This window comes from Pseudomonas sp. UTLPPB19802 (genome assembly GCF_059730225.1).
In genome coordinates this window covers 6,020,213-6,037,810 of the sequence record NZ_AP048545.1, presented here as the reverse complement: position 1 = coordinate 6,037,810, position 17,598 = coordinate 6,020,213, and the positions used below count along the sequence as shown (strand labels likewise).

Sequence of the window (17,598 nt, the reverse complement as noted above, 5' to 3'; positions counted from 1 at the left end):
CTATGATAGGAGTTTTGATTGACCCGGCCTATCCGGGCCACGCACTTGTTACGTCCAAGGATCTTATGAGCAAGCCCACTGTCGACCCTACTTCGAACGCCAAGACCGGCCCGGCTGTCCCGGTCAATTTCCTGCGCCCGATCATTCAGGCCGACCTGGATTCGGGCAAGCACACCCAGATCGTCACGCGTTTCCCGCCTGAGCCCAACGGCTACCTGCACATCGGCCACGCCAAGTCGATCTGCGTGAACTTTGGCCTGGCCCAGGAGTTCGGTGGCGTCACGCACTTGCGTTTCGACGACACCAACCCGGCCAAGGAAGACCAGGAATACATCGACGCCATTGAAAGCGACGTCAAGTGGCTGGGCTTCGAGTGGGCCGGTGAAGTGCGCTATGCCTCGCAGTATTTCGACCAGTTGCACGACTGGGCGGTCGAGCTGATCAAGGCCGGCAAGGCCTATGTCGACGACCTGACCCCGGAGCAGGCCAAGGAATACCGTGGCAGCCTGACCGAGCCTGGTAGGAACAGCCCGTTCCGCGAGCGTTCGGTTGAGGAAAACCTCGACTGGTTCGCCCGCATGAAGGCTGGCGAGTTCAAGGACGGCGAGCGCGTGCTGCGGGCCAAGATCGACATGGCGTCGCCGAACATGAACCTGCGCGACCCGATCCTCTATCGTATCCGCCATGCCCACCACCACCAGACCGGTGACAAGTGGTGCATCTACCCGATCTACGACTTCACCCACGGCCAGTCGGATGCCATCGAGGGCATTACCCACTCGATCTGCACCCTGGAGTTCGAAAGCCATCGTCCGCTGTACGAGTGGTTCCTGGACAACCTGTCGGTGCCATGCAAGCCGCGCCAGTACGAGTTCTCGCGGCTGAACCTGAACTACACCATCACCAGCAAGCGCAAGCTCAAGCAACTGGTGGACGAGAAGCACGTCAACGGTTGGGACGACCCGCGCATGTCGACCCTGTCGGGCTTCCGTCGTCGTGGCTACACGCCGAAATCCATCCGCAACTTCTGCGAGATGGTCGGCACCAACCGTTCCGACGGCGTGGTGGACTTCGGCATGCTCGAATTCAGCATCCGTGACGACCTCGACCAGAGTGCGCCGCGCGCCATGTGCGTGCTGCGTCCGCTGAAGGTGGTGATCACCAACTACCCGGAAGGCCAGGTCGAGAACCTCGAACTGCCGTGCCATCCGAAGGAAGACATGGGCGTGCGCCAGTTGCCGTTCGCCCGCGAGATCTACATCGACCGCGACGACTTCATGGAAGAGCCGCCGAAGGGCTACAAGCGCCTGGAACCAACTGGTGAGGTGCGCCTGCGTGGCAGCTACGTGATCCGTGCCGACGAGGCGATCAAGGATGCCGATGGCAACATCGTCGAACTGCGCTGCTCCTACGACCCGGACACCCTGGGCAAGAACCCCGAGGGTCGCAAGGTCAAGGGCGTGATCCACTGGGTGCCGGCAGCCGCCAGCGTCGAGTGCGAAGTGCGCCTGTACGATCGTCTGTTCCGCTCGCCGAATCCGGAGAAGGCCGAAGACGGCGCGAGCTTCCTGGACAACATCAACCCTGACTCCCTGCAGGTCCTCACTGGTTGTCGTGCCGAACCCTCGTTGGGCAACGCACAGCCGGAAGACCGTTTCCAGTTCGAGCGCGAAGGCTACTTCTGCGCGGATATCAAGGACTCGAAACCAGGCGCCCCGGTATTCAACCGTACGGTGACCCTGCGCGACTCCTGGGGTCAGTGATTCAGTCAAGGAATTAACGTGCTTACGATCTACAACACGCTCACCAAGAGCAAAGAAGTCTTCAAACCGCTGGATGGCAACAAGGTGCGCATGTATGTCTGCGGGATGACCGTTTACGACTTCTGCCACCTGGGCCATGGTCGCAGCATGGTCGCCTTCGACCTGGTGACCCGCTGGTTGCGTTTCAGTGGTTACGACCTGACCTACGTGCGCAATATCACCGACATCGACGACAAGATCATCAATCGGGCCAACGAGAACGGCGAGTCGTTCGAGGCGTTGACCGAGCGCATGATCGCGGCGATGCATGAGGATGAGGCGCGGCTGAACATCAGGAAGCCGGACATGGAGCCGCGGGCCACCGATCATATCGCCGGCATGCACGCGATGATCCAGACCCTGATCGACAAGGGCTATGCCTACGCACCGGGTAATGGCGACGTGTACTACCGCGTCGGCAAGTTCATGGGCTACGGCAAGCTGTCGCGCAAGAAGATCGAAGACCTGCGCATCGGTGCGCGGATCGAGGTCGACGAGTCCAAGCAGGACCCTCTGGACTTCGTCCTGTGGAAGGCGGCCAAGCCTGGCGAGCCGAGCTGGGAATCGCCGTGGGGCGCCGGGCGTCCGGGCTGGCATATCGAGTGCTCGGTGATGTCGACCTGCTGCCTTGGCGAGACCTTCGACATTCATGGCGGCGGCAGCGACCTGGAGTTCCCGCACCACGAGAACGAAATCGCCCAGAGCGAGGCGGCCACCGGCAAGACCTACGCCAATGCCTGGATGCACTGCGGCATGATTCGCATCAACGGCGAGAAGATGTCCAAGTCCCTGAACAACTTCTTCACCATTCGCGATGTGCTGGACAAGTACCACCCGGAGGTCGTGCGTTATCTGCTGGTGGCGAGCCACTACCGCAGTGCGATCAACTATTCGGAAGACAACCTCAAGGACGCCAAGGGTGCCTTGGAGCGTTTCTACCATGCGTTGAAAGGCCTGCCGAACGTACCGGCTACCGGTGGCGAGGCGTTCGTCGAGCGTTTCACCCAGGCGATGAACGACGACTTCGGTACCCCCGAGGCCTGCGCCGTGCTGTTCGAGATGGTGCGTGAGATCAACCGTCTGCGTGAGATCGATGTCGATGCGGCGGCCGGGCTGGCGGCGCGTCTCAAGCAATTGGCCGATGTGCTCGGTGTATTGCAGTTGGAGGCGGACGAGTTCCTGCAGGCTGGCGCCGAAGGCCGTGTTGATGCGGCGCAGGTCGAAGCGCTGATCCAGGCGCGCCTGGCGGCGCGGGCCAACAAGGACTGGGCTGAATCCGACCGCATCCGCGACCAGATCACCGCCATGGGTGTGGTGCTGGAGGACGGCAAGGGCGGTACGACCTGGCGCCTGGCTGACTGAATCGTGTGTTGAGTGAACAGAAACCCGCCTTGTGCGGGTTTTTGTTTGTGAGAATGGCGGTGTCCCCGTTCGCGGATAAATCCGGCTTCCACGGCAGTTGGCACCAGGCAGGTATTTTGTGTGCGCCGAAAATCTGTGGGGGCCGGATTTATCCGCGAACAGCGCCCCATAAACAACAAAGGCACCCGAAGGTGCCTTTGTCTTTACTGCTGTCGCTTGTCAGGCATGCAGCGATTCGGCCGCATACAGGGTGTTTTCCAGCAGGCAGGCGCGGGTCATCGGGCCAACGCCGCCTGGAACCGGTGTGATCCAGCCGGCGCGGGGCAGGGCAGTCTCGTAGACCACGTCACCGACCAGCTTGCCGTCTTCCTGGCGGTTGATGCCTACGTCGATGACGATCGCACCTTCCTTGACCCACTCCCCCTTGACCAGGCCTGGCTTGCCGGCGGCCACCACCAGCAGGTCGGCACGGCCAACGTGGCCGGCCAGGTCCTTGGTGAAGCGGTGGGTCACGGTCACGGTGCAACCGGCCAGCAGCAGTTCCATGGCCATCGGGCGACCCACGATGTTGGAAGCACCGACGATTACCGCATTCATTCCATACAGGTCGGTGCCGGTGCTTTCCAGCAGGGTCATGATGCCTTTCGGCGTGCAGGGGCGCAGCAATGGAATGCGTTGGGCCAGGCGACCGACGTTATAAGGATGGAAACCATCCACGTCCTTGTCTGGGCGAATGCGTTCCAGCAGCTTGGAGGCATCCAGGTGTTGCGGCAGCGGCAACTGAAGCAGGATACCGTCGATGCTTGGATCATCATTCAGGCGATCGATCAGTTCAGTCAGTGCCTGCTGCGTGGTTTCGCTGGGCAGGTCATAGGCTTGCGAAATGAAGCCGACCTCTTCGCAGTCCTTGCGCTTGTGCGAGACGTATACCTGGGAGGCAGGATCGCTGCCGACCAGAATCACTGCGAGGCCTGGCGTACGCAGACCCTGCTGGCGACGCTCGGCGACACGTTGAGCGATCTGCTGGCGCAGACGAGCAGCGATCGCCTTGCCGTCGATTAGTTGTGCAGTCATGACGCGTGATTAACCATCGAAAGGGGTGGAAAAAGAGCGCACATTCTCGCACGCCAGGGCGCGAGGGCAAAGGCGCTTGGTCTGGATATTCCCCTAACTCCTTTATATTTCTAAATTTTTTTCAAAAAAGAGTTGACGACCTTCCGACTCGTCTATAACATTCGTCGCACTTGTCGGGCACAGCCTAGCACTGGTTAAGAAGGTCGAGCTGAATAGGTGGATGTTAAGCCTAGCTCAGCAAGATTGAAGCTCTTAGTTTGTAGTCATAATAGAGTACAGATTAATAAGGCGCCCGTAGCTCAGCTGGATAGAGCATCCGCCTTCTAAGCGGATGGTCGCAGGTTCGAGTCCTGCCGGGTGCGCCATTTAGGCAGCTTTGGCACAAGTAACGCAATATGGTGGGCGTAGCTCAGTTGGTAGAGCACAGGATTGTGACTCCTGTTGTCGTGGGTTCGATCCCCATCGTCCACCCCATATTCGAATAAAGACGCCAGATTAATCATCTGGCGTCTTTGCTTTAACGGTTTGACCCGCGGACGTGGTGGAATTGGTAGACACACTGGATTTAGGTTCCAGCGCCGCGAGGCGTAAGAGTTCGAGTCTCTTCGTCCGCACCAAATTGGCTTCAAATACACAAGACGGCGCAGCACCTGAATAAGGGCTGCGCCGTTTTTGTTTCAGGCCTCGGTCGGTCTGGCGATGACGGTTGTCCAGGCGTCATGCCTGGTTGCGGTGTTGTTGCCGGATGCTGCCGGTTCTGTCGTCGGTCTGTTTGGCGGACTGATCGCCGGGGTATCGGTCGGCCGCCTTTTCTTTTTATGGAAAGGGCGACGATGGCTCTGGTGCGAGTGATTGCGTGTTGTCGGAAAAGGATGCCAACAGCCTGTTCCGACGAATAATTACCGGCTGTTTCCTGCTCGTTTTCAGCAGGGTGACTTCTTGAGTATGACCCACTAGAATGCATGCCCTTGCTTCTGAGGTCGGAAACGGCCGGCTAACGTCTGTGCAACGAGGAATATCCATGCAAGTTTCTGTTGAAAATACATCGGCTCTTGAGCGCCGCATGAGCATCACCGTGCCAGCTGAGCGCATCGAGACCCAGGTCAACAAGCGTCTGCAGCAGACTGCCCAAAAGGCCAAGATTGCAGGCTTCCGCCCTGGCAAGGTGCCAATGAGCGTGATCCGTCAGCGTTACGAAGCTGATGCCCGCCAGGAAGCGGTAGGCGACGTCATCCAGGCTTCCTTCTATGAAGCAGTGGTCGAGCAGAAGCTGAACCCTGCTGGCCAGCCTTCGGTAGAGCCGAAAGTGCTGGAGAAGGGCAAGGACCTGGAATACATCGCTACCTTCGAAGTGTTCCCTGAGTTCACCGTTGCCGGTTTCGACTCCATTGCCGTCGAGCGCCTGAGCGCCGAAGTGGCTGATGCCGATCTGGACAACATGCTGGAAATCCTGCGCAAGCAGAACACCCGTTTTGAAGTGGCCGAGCGTGCTGCTCAGAACGAAGACCAGCTGAACATCGATTTCGTTGGCAAGGTCGACGGCGAAGCGTTCGCTGGCGGCTCCGCCAAGGGCACCCAGCTGGTTCTGGGTTCCAACCGCATGATCCCTGGCTTCGAAGATGGCCTGGTGGGTGCAAAGGCTGGTGAAGAGCGCGTTCTGAACCTGACCTTCCCAGAGGACTACCAGAACCTGGACCTGGCTGGCAAAACCGCCGAGTTCACCGTGACCGTGAACAGCGTTTCCGCACCGACCCTGCCTGAGCTGAACGAAGCCTTCTTCGCCCAGTTCGGCATCAAGGAAAGCGGCCTGGACGGCTTCCGCACCGAAGTTCGCAAGAACATGGAGCGCGAACTGCGTCAGGCGATCAAGTCCAAGGTCAAGAACCAGGTAATGGACGGCCTGCTGGCTGCAAACCCGATCGAAGTGCCAAAGGCCCTGCTGGAGAACGAAGTGAACCGTCTGCGCGTGCAGGCTGTTCAGCAGTTCGGCGGCAACATCAAGCCTGACCAACTGCCGGCCGAACTGTTCGAAGAACAAGCCAAGCGCCGTGTTGTCCTGGGCCTGATCGTCGCTGAAGTAGTCAAGCAGTTCGATCTCAAGCCTGACGAAGACCGTGTTCGCGAACTGATCCAGGAAATGGCTTCTGCCTACCAGGAACCAGAGCAAGTTGTGTCCTGGTACTACAAGAACGAACAGCAGCTGAACGAAGTTCGTTCGGTTGTGCTGGAAGAACAAGTTGTGGATACTGTTCTGCAGAAGGCGAAAGTGACCGATAAATCGGTCTCCTACGAAGAAGCAGTGAAGCCTGCGGAAGCTCCACAGGCCGAATGATTTTCTGACTCGTTGGAAAATACACACCATAAGCCAGCCTCGAGCTGGCTTATGCGTATTCAAGACATGACTATTTGGGTGCAGAGCATGTTCCGTAATTCTTATATTCAGCAGAACTCTGATATCCAGGCCGCTGGCGGCCTGGTCCCGATGGTTGTCGAGCAGTCCGCTCGTGGCGAGCGCGCCTATGACATCTACTCGCGTCTGCTCAAGGAGCGAGTGATCTTCCTGGTGGGCCCGGTAGAGGACTACATGGCCAACCTGATCTGTGCGCAATTGCTGTTCCTTGAAGCGGAAAACCCGGACAAGGACATCCATCTCTACATCAACTCTCCAGGCGGCTCGGTGACTGCAGGCATGTCGATCTACGACACCATGCAGTTCATCAAGCCGAACGTGTCGACTACCTGTATCGGCCAGGCCTGCAGCATGGGCGCATTCCTGCTGACCGCAGGTGCCGAAGGCAAGCGTTTCTGCCTGCCGAACTCGCGCGTGATGATTCACCAGCCGCTGGGTGGTTTCCAGGGCCAGGCATCGGATATCGAAATCCATGCCAAGGAAATCCTGTTCATCCGCGAGCGCCTCAATTCGCTGATGGCCAAGCACAGCGGGCGTACTCTTGAAGAAATCGAGCGCGACACCAACCGCGACAACTTCATGAGCGCAACCGCCGCACGTGAATACGGCCTGATCGATGAAGTGATCGAAAAGCGCCCAGCGTGAAATAAGCAGCACAAAATAGGGGTGGTCGGCCGGTCCGATCACCTGCGGGCTTGAAAAAGCCCGCAATAGCCTTCATCTTGTGTTGCAAGCCTATCGGATTTGGATCGAACGAATGACTGACACCCGCAACGGCGAGGACAACGGCAAGCTGCTTTATTGCTCCTTCTGTGGCAAAAGCCAGCATGAAGTGCGCAAATTGATTGCCGGCCCCTCGGTCTTTATCTGCGACGAGTGCGTCGACCTGTGCAATGACATCATCCGTGAGGAGGTGCAGGAAGCACAGGCCGAGAGCAGCGCGCATAAATTGCCTTCGCCTAAAGAAATCAGCGGCATCCTTGATCAGTATGTCATTGGTCAGGAACGTGCCAAGAAGGTTCTGGCCGTAGCGGTGTACAACCACTACAAGCGCTTGAACCAGCGCGACAAGAAAAGTGACGACGTCGAACTCGGCAAGAGCAACATCTTGCTGATCGGTTCGACCGGCTCGGGCAAGACCCTGCTGGCCGAGACCCTGGCACGCCTGCTGAATGTGCCGTTCACCATCGCTGACGCAACCACCCTCACCGAGGCGGGTTATGTAGGCGAGGATGTGGAAAACATCATTCAGAAGTTGCTGCAGAAGTGCGATTACGACGTGGAAAAGGCCCAGATGGGTATTGTCTACATCGACGAAATCGACAAGATTTCCCGCAAGTCCGACAACCCTTCGATCACCCGGGACGTTTCCGGCGAAGGTGTGCAGCAGGCCTTGCTGAAGCTGATCGAAGGCACGGTCGCTTCCGTTCCGCCGCAAGGCGGTCGCAAGCACCCGCAGCAGGAATTCCTGCAGGTCGACACCCGCAATATCCTGTTCATCTGCGGTGGTGCGTTCTCCGGCCTGGAAAAGGTCATCCAGAACCGTTCCACCAAGGGCGGCATCGGCTTCAGTGCCGAAGTCCGCAGCAAGGAAGAGGGCAAGAAGGTTGGCGAGTCCCTGCGTGAAGTCGAGCCTGACGATCTGGTCAAGTTTGGCCTGATCCCGGAGTTCGTCGGTCGTCTGCCGGTTCTGGCGACCCTGGACGAGCTGGATGAGGCTGCATTGATGCAAATCCTCACCGAGCCGAAGAACGCCTTGACCAAGCAGTATGCCAAGCTGTTCGAAATGGAAGGTGTTGACCTCGAGTTCCGTGCCGATGCGCTGAAGTCCGTGGCCCGCCGTGCCTTGGAGCGCAAGACCGGTGCTCGTGGCCTGCGTTCGATCCTCGAAGGCATCCTGCTCGACACCATGTACGAAATCCCGTCGCAAACCGACGTGAGTAAAGTGGTGATCGACGAAAGCGTCATAGAAGGCAAGTCCCAGCCGCTGTATATCTATGAAAACAGCGAGCCGACCGCCAAGGCCGCACCTGACGCGTAAGTGTCGACGTGCGTGACCCGAAAAGGGGGCCCTAGGGCCCCCTTTTGCTTTTGCTGCTTTTGCGAAGAGAGGGCGCTTGTTTTTTTCCCAAGCAACCCCCATCTTGATTCCAAGCTTACTTTCCACCTTTCGGCCTTCGGGCCGCTGTAGAGGCGAAATCATGAAGACGACCATCGAATTGCCTCTCCTGCCATTGCGTGATGTCGTGGTGTATCCGCACATGGTTATCCCGCTGTTCGTGGGGCGCGAGAAGTCTATCGAAGCCCTCGAGGCCGCGATGACGGGCGACAAGCAGATCCTGCTGCTGGCCCAGCGTAATCCTGCCGATGATGACCCGGGCGAAGATGCGCTGTATCGGGTCGGTACCGTGGCGACCGTACTGCAACTGCTCAAGCTGCCTGATGGCACCGTCAAGGTGCTGGTAGAGGGCGAGCAGCGCGGTACCGTCGAGCATTTCAGCGAGGTCGATGGCCATTGCCGTGCACAGGTGGCGTTGATCGAGGAAACCGAAGCGCCGGATCGCGAATCCGAAGTCTTCGTACGCAGCCTTCTGTCGCAGTTCGAACAATACGTGCAACTGGGCAAGAAGGTACCGGCCGAGGTCCTGTCCTCGCTCAACAGCATCGATGAGCCCAGCCGCCTGGTAGACACCATGGCTGCGCACATGGCGCTGAAGATCGAGCAGAAGCAGGAAATCCTCGAAATCATCGAGCTGCCGGCCCGTGTCGAGCACGTGCTAGCGCTGCTGGATGCCGAAATCGACTTGCTGCAGGTCGAGAAGCGCATTCGTGGTCGCGTCAAGAAACAGATGGAGCGCAGCCAGCGCGAGTACTACCTGAATGAGCAGATGAAGGCCATTCAGAAAGAGCTGGGCGATGGTGACGAAGGCCATAACGAAATCGAGGAGCTGAAAAAGCGCATCGATGACGCCGGTCTGCCCAAGGACGCCCTGGCCAAGGCCCAGGCCGAGCTGAACAAGCTCAAGCAGATGTCACCGATGTCCGCCGAGGCCACCGTGGTACGTTCTTACCTCGACTGGCTGGTGCAGGTACCGTGGAAAGCCCAGAGCAAGGTGCGCCTGGACCTCAAGCGTGCCGAGGAAATCCTCGATGCCGACCATTATGGCCTGGACGAGGTCAAGGAGCGCATTCTCGAGTACCTCGCCGTACAGAAGCGCGTGAAGAAGATTCGCGGGCCCGTACTGTGCCTGGTCGGCCCTCCGGGTGTCGGCAAGACCTCCCTGGCGGAGTCGATCGCCAGCGCGACCAATCGCAAATTCGTGCGCATGGCCCTCGGGGGGGTGCGTGACGAAGCAGAAATTCGTGGCCATCGCCGGACCTACATCGGTTCGATGCCAGGAAGATTGATACAAAAAATGACGAAGGTGGGCGTACGCAACCCGCTGTTCCTGCTCGATGAAATCGACAAGATGGGCAGCGACATGCGTGGCGATCCGGCTTCGGCGTTGCTGGAGGTCCTGGACCCCGAGCAGAACCACAATTTCAACGACCATTACCTGGAAGTCGACTACGACCTGTCCGACGTGATGTTCCTGTGCACCTCCAACTCGATGAACATCCCACCGGCGCTGCTGGACCGGATGGAAGTGATCCGCCTGCCGGGCTACACCGAGGACGAGAAGATCAACATCGCGACGAAGTACCTGTCGCCCAAGCAGATCCAGGCCAACGGCCTGAAGAAGGGTGAACTGGAGTTCGAAGAGGATGCGATCCGCGACATCATCCGCTACTACACCCGCGAAGCCGGTGTGCGTGGGCTTGAGCGGCAGATTGCCAAGGTCTGCCGCAAGGCGGTGAAAGAGCATGCGGTGGAAAAACGCTTCTCGGTGAAGGTCACTTCCGACCTGCTGGAGCACTTCCTGGGCGTGCGCAAGTTCCGCTACGGCCTCGCCGAGCAGCAGGACCAGGTGGGGCAGGTGACTGGCCTGGCCTGGACCCAGGTGGGCGGCGAACTGCTGACCATCGAGGCGGCTGTGGTGCCGGGCAAGGGGCAACTGATCAAGACCGGTTCCCTGGGTGACGTGATGGTCGAGTCGATCACCGCGGCCCAGACCGTGGTGCGCAGCCGGGCCAAGAGCCTGGGTATCCCGCTGGATTTCCACGAGAAGCGCGACACCCATATCCACATGCCGGAAGGTGCCACGCCGAAGGATGGTCCTAGCGCTGGTGTAGGAATGTGCACCGCATTGGTGTCGGCGCTGACCGGCATTCCTGTGCGTGCAGATGTCGCCATGACCGGCGAAATCACCCTGCGTGGCCAGGTACTGGCGATTGGCGGCCTGAAGGAAAAATTGTTGGCCGCTCACCGTGGCGGGATCAAGACCGTGATCATTCCAGAAGAGAATGTGCGTGATCTGAAGGAAATTCCTGACAATATTAAGCAGGATCTTCAGATTAAACCGGTTAAATGGATTGACGAGGTCCTGCAAATTGCGCTGCAATACGCCCCGGAGCCCTTGCCAGATGTGGCTCCGGAGATCGTCGCGAAGGATGAGAAACGCGATTCGGATTCCAAGGAAAGAATCAGTACCCATTAGTAGAGATCTTGCCTGGGGGGCTTCCTTGACAGCTTTTTAGAGCCCTTGTTATAAAGCGGCACTTATTAAGTGGCTGTAGGCCATTCAGCACCCGTTTCAGATTCACCAAAAACTTAGAAACATACTCAATAGATATAAGGGGACTTAGAGTGAACAAGTCGGAACTGATTGATGCTATCGCTGCATCTGCTGATATCCCGAAAGCCGCTGCTGGCCGTGCGCTGGACGCAGTAATCGAATCCGTCACTGGCGCTCTGAAGGCTGGCGACTCCGTTGTACTGGTTGGCTTCGGTACTTTCTCCGTTACCGATCGTCCTGCTCGCACTGGTCGTAACCCTCAGACCGGTAAGACGCTGGAAATCCCGGCTGCCAAGAAGCCAGGTTTCAAAGCTGGTAAAGCACTGAAAGAAGCGGTCAACTGAGTTTCTTCAACGCCTTTGCCTACCCAGGTCGGGCTCGCTCCTGACCTGGTAGCGGAGCGGTAAATCGGTTGGCCGGGCCCACCAGGGCTGCTGACCTGTCATGCCGGGGTTGAATGATCGATCCTCGCCCGCTCCGCCAGTTACGAGAAGGCGCATCCTCGGATGCGCCTTTCTTCTATCCGGACTCTACCCACGCTCCACGGTTGTCCATTCTTGAGGTTCAACCGTTTCTGGGGGACGCATGCTGCAAAATATCAGGGACAATTCACAAGGCTGGATTGCCAAGACCATCATCGGCACCATCGTTCTACTGATGGCGCTGACCGGTTTCGATGCCATTTTTCGGGCCACCTCCACCAGTCAGGATGCGGCCAAGGTCAATGGTGAGGAAATCACCCAGAACGAGCTGAGCCAGGCGGTCGACATGCAACGTCGCCAACTGATGCAGCAACTGGGCAAGGATTTCGACCCAGCACTGCTGGATGAAAAAATGCTCCGCGAATCGGCTCTCAAGGGCCTGATCGATCGCAAGCTGCTGCTGCAAGGCGCTGAAAAGTCGAAATTCGGCTTCTCCGAAGCCGCGCTGGACCAGGTCATCCTGCTGACACCTGAATTCCAGGTCGATGGCAAGTTCAACTCCGACCGTTTCGACCAGGTGATTCGTCAGCTGGGCTACAGCCGTATGCAATTCCGCCAGATGCTGACCCAGGAAATGCTCATTGGCCAGGTGCGCGCCGGTCTGGCAGGCAGCGGTTTCGTGACCGATACCCAAGTGCAGGCCTTTGCCCGCCTGGAGAAGCAGACCCGCGATTTCGCTTCGCTGAATGTCAAGAGCGACCCGGCTGCCGTAAAGCTGACCGGTGATGAGGTCAAGGCCTACTACGACAAGCATGCCAAGGAGTTCATGACACCGGACCAGGTGGTCGTCGATTATCTGGAATTGAAGAAGTCGGCCTTCTTCGATCAGGTCAGCGTCAAGGATGAAGACCTGCAGGCGCTGTACAAGAAAGAAACCTCGAACCTGGCTGAGCAGCGCCGTGCGGCGCACATCCTGATCGAAGTGAACGACAAGGTCACCGATGCCCAGGCGAAAGCGAAGATCGAAGAGATCCAGCAGCGCCTGGCCAAGGGTGAGGATTTCGCGGCCCTGGCCAAGCAGTTCTCCCAGGACCCGGGTTCGGCCAACAACGGCGGTGACCTCGGCTACGCCGGCCCTGACGTCTACGATCCGGCCTTCGAAAAGGCGCTGTATGCCTTGAACAAGGATCAGGTATCGGGCCCGGTGCGCAGCGAGTTCGGCTACCACCTGATCAAACTGCTGGGCGTCGAAGCACCTGAAGTGCCGACCTTCGCCAGCCTCAAGGACAAGCTGACCCGCGAGCTGAAAGCCCAACAGGTCGAGCAGCGTTTCGTCGAGGCCACCAAGCAGCTCGAAGATTCGTCGTTCGAGGCGTCCGACCTGGCCCAGCCGGCCCAGGATCTGAACCTGAAGGTACAGACCACTGCGCCGTTCGGTCGTGAAGGTGGCGAAGGCATTGCGGCCAATCGTGCCGTGGTGACGGCTGCATTCAGCCCGGAAGTCCTGGACGAGGGGGCGAACAGCAGTGCCATCGACCTCGACCCGGATACCGTGCTGGTGCTGCGTGCGAAGGAACACCGCAAGCCTGAGCAACTGCCACTGGAAAGCGTCGACGCGAGCATTCGCAAGCAGTTGACCAAGGAGCACGCTACTGCGGCTGCCAAGGTCAAGGCCGACGAACTGATCGCCAGCCTGCGTGAAGGCAAGGCGCTGCCAGCTGGCCAGGCCTGGAAGGTGCAGGAAGCCGCCAGTCGTGGTCAGGAAGGCGTGGACCCGGCGGTGCTGCAGGCACTGTTCCGCATGCCCAAGCCTGTGGCCAAGGACAAGCCGACCTTTGAAACCGTCACCCTGGCCGATGGCAACCTCGTCATCGTGCGCCTGAGTGGCGTCAACGAGGGGGCTGCACCGACCGATCAGGAGAAGGCGTCCTATCGCCGCTTCCTCGCTTCGCGTATCGGCCAGCAGGACTTTGCCGCGTATCGCAAGCAGTTGGAAGGCGAGGCGGAAATCAAGCGCTTCTGAAGCCGCTGATATAGCTTTGCTGTAAACAGGAAGGCCGCTCAATCGAGCGGCCTTCCTGTTTCTGTCGGTCCAGATGTTGTGTTGAAGCGTCCGACTTGTTCGTGAAGAGTCCCTGCCAGGCCTACGAGGCCTTCTCGGGGGTAAGGAACGCAGCCTTCAGCAATTGCCGCGTGTAGGGGTGCTGCGGCGCCTCGAAGATCTCCCGTGCCGGCCCTTGCTCGACCACCTGGCCGTGCTTGACCACCATCAATTGGTGACTCAAGGCCTTGACCACCGACAGGTCATGGCTGATGAACAGATAGGTCAGGTTGTACTTGACCTGCAACGAGCGCAGCAACTCGACCACTTGGCGCTGTACGGTGCGATCCAGGGCCGAGGTCGGCTCGTCGAGCAGGATCAGTGCCGGCTTGAGCACCAGGGCCCGGGCGATGGCGATCCGCTGCCGTTGGCCGCCGGAGAACTCATGGGGATAACGGTGCCGGCTCTGCGGGTCGAGGCCGACTTCCTTCAGCGCGGCGATGATCGCCTGTTCCTGCTCGGCTGGCGTACCAATCTTGTGGATGCGCAGGCCTTCGCCGACGATCTCGCTGACGCACATGCGCGGGCTGAGGCTGCCGAACGGGTCCTGGAACACCACCTGCATTTCCCGGCGCAACGGGCGTACCTGTTGTTGCGACAGGCTGCTCAGCGTCTGGCCCTCGAAACGGATCTCGCCCTGGCTGCCGATCAGTCGCAGGATCGCCAGGCCCAGGGTCGACTTGCCCGAACCGCTTTCGCCGACGATGCCCAGGGTCTGGCCCTGGGGCAGGCTGAAGTTGATACCGTCCACCGCCTTGACGTGATCGACGGTGCGGCGCAGCAGGCCTTTCCTGATCGGGAACCAGACTTTCAGGTCCTCGACTTCCAGCAAGGGGGCGCCGACCTGGTTGGCCGCGGGCTCGCCGCGTGGTTCGGCGCTCAGCAGTTCACAGGTATATGGGTGCTGTGGCTTGCTGAACAACGCCTCGCAATCGGCCTGCTCGACGATGCGTCCCTGCTGCATTACACAGACCCGATGGGCAATCCGCCGCACCAGGTTGAGGTCATGGCTGATCAGCAGCAGGGCCATGCCCAGGCGTGCCTGCAGCTCCTTGAGCAGGTCGAGGATCTTCAGTTGCACGGTGACGTCCAGGGCCGTGGTCGGCTCATCGGCGATCAGCAGCTCTGGCTCGTTCGCCAGGGCCATGGCGATCATCACGCGTTGCCGCTGGCCCCCGGAGAGCTCGTGTGGCAGCGCCTTGAGGCGTTTGTGAGGTTCGGGTATGCCGACCAGTTCCAACAGCTCCAGAGTGCGTCGTGTGGCGACCTTGCCGGTCAAGCCCTTGTGGATCGCGAGGATCTCGTTGATCTGCTTCTCGATCGAGTGCAGCGGGTTCAATGAGGTCATCGGCTCCTGGAAGATCATCGCGATACGGTTGCCGCGAATATGCCGCAGGGTCTTTTCCTTGAGGGCCAGCATATCCTGCCCGGCGTAGCGGATGCTGCCGCTGGGGTGGTGCGCCAGCGGGTAGGGCAGCAGGCGCAGGATCGAGTGTGCGGTCACCGACTTGCCGGAGCCGCTCTCGCCGACCAGGGCGAGGGTTTCGCCCCGGCGGATATCGAAGCTGACACTCTCGACCACCCGCTGGCGGTGCTCGCCGACGACGAACTCAACGGCCAGGTCGCGTATTTCGATCAGATTGTCCTGGTTCATGTCATTTCCTCGGATCGAAGGCATCGCGGGCGGACTCGCCGATGAACACCAGCAGGCTGAGCATGATCGCCAGCACGGCGAACGCACTGATACCCAGCCATGGGGCCTGCAGGTTGGATTTGCCCTGGGCCACCAGCTCGCCGAGCGACGGTGCGCCTGGCGGCAGGCCGAAGCCAAGGAAGTCGAGGGCGGTCAGGGTGCCGATGGCGCCGGTGAGAATGAACGGCATGAAGGTCATGGTCGAGACCATGGCATTGGGCAGGATATGCCGGAACATGATCGCGCCGTTCTGCATGCCCAGCGCTCGTGCCGCGCGTACGTATTCCAGGTTGCGGCCACGCAGGAACTCGGCGCGGACCACGTCCACCAGGCTCATCCAGGAGAACAGCAGCATGATTCCCAGCAGCCACCAGAAGTTCGGTTGGACGAAACTGGCGAGGATGATCAGCAGGTAGAGTACCGGCAGGCCGGACCATATTTCCAGGAAACGCTGGCCGGCCAGATCGACCCAACCACCATAGAACCCCTGCAGGGCGCCGGCGATCACGCCGATGATCGAGCTGAGAATGGTCAGGGTCAAGGCGAACAGCACCGAGATGCGGAAGCCGTAGATCACTCGTGCGAGCACGTCACGGCCCTGGTCATCGGTACCCAGCAGGTTGTCCGTCGACGGCGGGGCGGGTGCCGGGACCTTGAGGTCGTAGTTGATGCTCTGGTAGCTGAAGGGGATCGGTGCCCATAGCACCCAGGCATCCTTGGCCTTCATCAGTTCACGGATGTAGGGGCTCTTATAGTTGGCCTCCAGCGGGAATTCGCCGCCGAAGGTGGTTTCCGGGTAGCGCTTGAGAGCCGGGAAGTACCAGCCGCCGTCGTAATGCACCACCAGCGGTTTGTCGTTGGCGATCAGTTCGGCACCGAGGCTGATGACGAACAGGCCGAGAAACAGCCACAACGACCACCAGCCGCGTTTGTTGGCCTTGAAGCGCTCGAAACGCCGGCGATTGAGGGGGGAAAGTTGCATCTCAATGCTCCCGATGTTCGAAGTCGATACGTGGGTCGACCAGGGTATAGGTCAGGTCGCCGATCAGCTTCACCACCAGGCCCAGCAGGGTGAAGATGAAGAGGGTGCCGAATACCACCGGGTAGTCGCGGTTGATCGCCGCTTCGAAGCTCATCAGGCCCAGGCCGTCGAGGGAGAAGATCACTTCCACCAGCAGCGAGCCGGTGAAGAAGATGCCGATGAAGGCGGCGGGAAAGCCGGCGATCACCAGCAGCATCGCGTTACGGAACACATGGCCGTAAAGCACGCGGCGTTGGGTCAGGCCCTTGGCCTTGGCCGTGATCACGTACTGTTTGTTGATTTCGTCGAGAAAGCTGTTTTTGGTCAGCAGCGTCATGGTCGCGAAGTTGCCGATCACCAGGGCTGTAACGGGCAGGACCAGGTGCCAGAAGTAGTCACGGATCTTGCCGAACACGCTTAGTTGGTCGAAGTTGTTCGAGGTCAGGCCGCGCAGCGGGAACCAGTCCAGGTAGCTACCGCCGGCGAACACCACGATCAGCAGGATGGCGAACAGGAACGCCGGAATCGCATAACCGATGATGATCGCCGAGCTGGTCCAGACGTCGAAATGGCTGCCATGCCGGGTCGCCTTGGCGATGCCCAGCGGGATCGACACGAGGTACATGATCAGCGTACTCCACAAACCGAGTGAGATCGATACCGGCATCTTCTCCTTGATCAGGTCGATGACCCTGGCATCGCGAAAGAAGCTGTTGCCAAAATCCAGGGTCGCGTAGTTCTTGACCATGATCCACAAGCGTTCCGGCGCCGACTTGTCGAAGCCGTACATGTGCTCGATTTCCTTGATCAGCGCCGGATCCAGGCCTTGTGCGCCGCGATAGCTGGAACCGGCGACCGAGACTTCCGAGCCGCCCCCGGCGATCCGGCTGGTGGCGCCGTCGAAGCCTTCGAGCTTGGCGATCATTTGCTCCACCGGGCCGCCGGGGGCGGCCTGGATGATTACGAAGTTGATCAGCAGGATGCCGAACAGGGTCGGGATGATCAGCAGCAGCCGCCGAAAAATGTAAGCCAGCATC

The 17,598-nt window shown here is 59.5% G+C and carries 12 protein-coding genes and 3 tRNA genes; 11 read left to right on the top strand and 4 right to left on the bottom strand.

Translation table 11 applies throughout. The features are described 5' to 3' along the window. Nucleotides 1-65 precede the first annotated feature (65 nt). On the top strand, nucleotides 66-1,763 hold the full coding sequence (locus tag AC6I6U_RS26120) for a glutamine--tRNA ligase/YqeY domain fusion protein (RefSeq protein ID WP_497878877.1): 1,698 nt from the start codon (nucleotides 66-68) through the stop codon (nucleotides 1,761-1,763). Nucleotides 1,764-1,781: 18 nt separating this feature from the next. Then, a complete protein-coding gene (gene cysS / locus AC6I6U_RS26115) occupies nucleotides 1,782-3,164 on the top strand; it encodes a cysteine--tRNA ligase (protein ID WP_497878876.1) in 1,383 nt (460 codons plus the stop codon). Between the two features lie 219 nt (nucleotides 3,165-3,383). Here cysS and folD read toward each other — a convergent pair whose 3' ends face one another. Beyond that, nucleotides 3,384-4,238: a bifunctional methylenetetrahydrofolate dehydrogenase/methenyltetrahydrofolate cyclohydrolase FolD gene (gene folD / locus AC6I6U_RS26110; protein ID WP_497878875.1), complete on the bottom strand. Its 855-nt coding sequence runs from the start codon at nucleotides 4,236-4,238 to the stop codon at nucleotides 3,384-3,386. Nucleotides 4,239-4,526: 288 nt separating this feature from the next. On the opposite strand from folD, the gene AC6I6U_RS26105 reads away from it, so the two are divergent. From AC6I6U_RS26105 to AC6I6U_RS26065, 9 genes are all read left to right on the top strand, one after another. Further along, a tRNA-Arg gene (locus tag AC6I6U_RS26105) sits at nucleotides 4,527-4,603 on the top strand. Between the two features lie 33 nt (nucleotides 4,604-4,636). Then, nucleotides 4,637-4,712, top strand: a tRNA-His gene (locus tag AC6I6U_RS26100). 58 nt (nucleotides 4,713-4,770) lie between these two features. Continuing rightward, nucleotides 4,771-4,855: transfer RNA gene (locus tag AC6I6U_RS26095), tRNA-Leu, on the top strand. Between the two features lie 404 nt (nucleotides 4,856-5,259). After that, the gene (gene tig / locus AC6I6U_RS26090) at nucleotides 5,260-6,570 is read left to right on the top strand and encodes a trigger factor (RefSeq protein WP_497878874.1); all 1,311 of its coding nucleotides are present in this window, start codon (nucleotides 5,260-5,262) and stop codon (nucleotides 6,568-6,570) included. A gap of 87 nt (nucleotides 6,571-6,657) precedes the next feature. After that, nucleotides 6,658-7,293 carry an ATP-dependent Clp endopeptidase proteolytic subunit ClpP gene (gene clpP / locus AC6I6U_RS26085; RefSeq protein WP_497878873.1) on the top strand — a complete coding sequence of 212 codons (636 nt, stop codon included), beginning with the start codon at nucleotides 6,658-6,660 and terminating at the stop codon, nucleotides 7,291-7,293. Nucleotides 7,294-7,405: 112 nt separating this feature from the next. Next, nucleotides 7,406-8,689 (top strand): ATP-dependent Clp protease ATP-binding subunit ClpX, encoded by a 1,284-nt coding sequence (clpX, locus tag AC6I6U_RS26080; RefSeq protein ID WP_497878872.1) that lies wholly within the window; start codon nucleotides 7,406-7,408, stop codon nucleotides 8,687-8,689. 160 nt (nucleotides 8,690-8,849) lie between these two features. Beyond that, nucleotides 8,850-11,246, top strand: coding sequence for an endopeptidase La (gene lon, locus AC6I6U_RS26075; RefSeq protein WP_497878871.1), 2,397 nt, complete (start codon nucleotides 8,850-8,852; stop codon nucleotides 11,244-11,246). Between the two features lie 149 nt (nucleotides 11,247-11,395). Beyond that, complete coding sequence (locus AC6I6U_RS26070) at nucleotides 11,396-11,668, top strand: HU family DNA-binding protein (protein WP_003183171.1); 273 nt, start codon at nucleotides 11,396-11,398, stop codon at nucleotides 11,666-11,668. 241 nt (nucleotides 11,669-11,909) lie between these two features. Next, nucleotides 11,910-13,769: a SurA N-terminal domain-containing protein gene (locus tag AC6I6U_RS26065; protein WP_497878870.1), complete on the top strand. Its 1,860-nt coding sequence runs from the start codon at nucleotides 11,910-11,912 to the stop codon at nucleotides 13,767-13,769. Between the two features lie 121 nt (nucleotides 13,770-13,890). Here AC6I6U_RS26065 and AC6I6U_RS26060 read toward each other — a convergent pair whose 3' ends face one another. From AC6I6U_RS26060 to AC6I6U_RS26050, 3 genes are read right to left on the bottom strand one after another with little or no spacing between them, the layout of a single operon-like run. Next, on the bottom strand, nucleotides 13,891-15,501 hold the full coding sequence (locus AC6I6U_RS26060; RefSeq protein ID WP_497878869.1) for an ABC transporter ATP-binding protein: 1,611 nt from the start codon (nucleotides 15,499-15,501) through the stop codon (nucleotides 13,891-13,893). A 1-nt stretch (nucleotide 15,502) separates the two neighbouring features. Then, nucleotides 15,503-16,522, bottom strand: coding sequence for an ABC transporter permease (locus AC6I6U_RS26055; RefSeq protein ID WP_497878868.1), 1,020 nt, complete (start codon nucleotides 16,520-16,522; stop codon nucleotides 15,503-15,505). A 1-nt stretch (nucleotide 16,523) separates the two neighbouring features. Continuing rightward, nucleotides 16,524-17,597 (bottom strand): microcin C ABC transporter permease YejB, encoded by a 1,074-nt coding sequence (locus AC6I6U_RS26050; protein ID WP_497878867.1) that lies wholly within the window; start codon nucleotides 17,595-17,597, stop codon nucleotides 16,524-16,526. Nucleotide 17,598 lies beyond the last annotated feature (1 nt).

What these genes read in the sequence shown, in the direction of transcription:
- clpX (WP_497878872.1), top strand. Translation starts at nt 7,406, where the DNA reads ATGACTGACACCCGCAACGGCGAGGACAACGGCAAGCTGCTTTATTGC.
- AC6I6U_RS26055 (WP_497878868.1), bottom strand. Translation starts at nt 16,522, where the DNA reads ATGCAACTTTCCCCCCTCAATCGCCGGCGTTTCGAGCGCTTCAAGGCC.
- AC6I6U_RS26050 (WP_497878867.1), bottom strand. Translation starts at nt 17,597, where the DNA reads ATGCTGGCTTACATTTTTCGGCGGCTGCTGCTGATCATCCCGACCCTG.
- folD (WP_497878875.1), bottom strand. Translation starts at nt 4,238, where the DNA reads ATGACTGCACAACTAATCGACGGCAAGGCGATCGCTGCTCGTCTGCGC.
- AC6I6U_RS26065 (WP_497878870.1), top strand. Translation starts at nt 11,910, where the DNA reads ATGCTGCAAAATATCAGGGACAATTCACAAGGCTGGATTGCCAAGACC.
- lon (WP_497878871.1), top strand. Translation starts at nt 8,850, where the DNA reads ATGAAGACGACCATCGAATTGCCTCTCCTGCCATTGCGTGATGTCGTG.
- tig (WP_497878874.1), top strand. Translation starts at nt 5,260, where the DNA reads ATGCAAGTTTCTGTTGAAAATACATCGGCTCTTGAGCGCCGCATGAGC.
- AC6I6U_RS26060 (WP_497878869.1), bottom strand. Translation starts at nt 15,501, where the DNA reads ATGAACCAGGACAATCTGATCGAAATACGCGACCTGGCCGTTGAGTTC.
- clpP (WP_497878873.1), top strand. Translation starts at nt 6,658, where the DNA reads ATGTTCCGTAATTCTTATATTCAGCAGAACTCTGATATCCAGGCCGCT.
- AC6I6U_RS26120 (WP_497878877.1), top strand. Translation starts at nt 66, where the DNA reads ATGAGCAAGCCCACTGTCGACCCTACTTCGAACGCCAAGACCGGCCCG.